Raw genomic sequence first — 935 nt, 5'->3', positions numbered from 1 at the left:
TTGAAAGACCTGCTGGGAAAGAGCCGACGACGTTGACGAGGCGGCGAGACGCGGCGCTCCGGGTGATGCGGGATCACGACCTCTCGCAGCGCCGGGCCTGCAGGCTGGTCGGTGTCGATCCCAAGACTGTCCGGCGTGAACGCCCGCCGGATTGCACCGAGATCCGCAAGGAGATGCAGGAGATCGCCGGCCAGCGACGTCGGTTCGGCTATCGCCGGATCGGCGTGCTGCTGGAACGCAAGGGCATGAGCATGAACCACAGTTGGAGGGGACCGTGGCCCCAGTGGGGCCGCGTAAGCCCCGGAAACGCTCTACAGGGTCTACCGCGAGGAAGGCCTGTCGGTGAGACGGCGGCGCGGCCGGAAACGGGCGCGCGGCACGAGGGCGCCGATGCCGGTTGCCGCGAATCCCAACGCGCGCTGGTCGTTGGACTTCGTGTCCGACAGCTTCGGCGCCTCGCGGAAGTTCCGGATGCTGGCGGTGATCGACGATTGCACGCGCGAATGCCTGTGCCTGGTTGCCGATACCAGCCTGTCCGGCGCACGGGTTGCCCGGGAGCTCAGCGCCCTGATCCGGATCTACGGCAAGCCCGGCTGCATCGTCAGTGACAACCATTGCCCGACAGGCGATTTGCAAAGCAAATCTGCCGATAGGGGCACCGAGTTTACCAGTCGGGCGATCCTGAAATGGGCCGACGAGAACACCGTGCCATGGCACTACATCGATCCCGGCAAACCGCAGCAGAACGCCTTCATCGAGAGCTTCAACGGCAGCCTCAGGGACGAACTGCTGAACGAGGAGATCTTCGACAGTCTGGATGACGCACGGCGAAAGCTGGCCCTCTGGCGTTACGACGACAATGCGGTCAGACCGCACTCGTCCCTGGCCAACCAGACGCCGCAGCAAGCGCGCCGGACGCTTGAGCAATGTGAGGG

1 pseudogene is annotated in these 935 nt (G+C 65.1%); it reads left to right on the top strand.

The window, feature by feature from the left end:
* Positions 1–935, top strand: a pseudogene (locus tag MAA8898_RS25600) (IS3 family transposase); the annotation flags it as partial.

Source organism: Antarctobacter aquimaris, from assembly GCF_900184945.1.
Classification (GTDB): domain Bacteria; phylum Pseudomonadota; class Alphaproteobacteria; order Rhodobacterales; family Rhodobacteraceae; genus Maliponia; species Maliponia aquimaris.
Note: the sequence above shows the minus strand (reverse complement) of the source record. Positions and strands in the feature narration are given on the sequence as shown.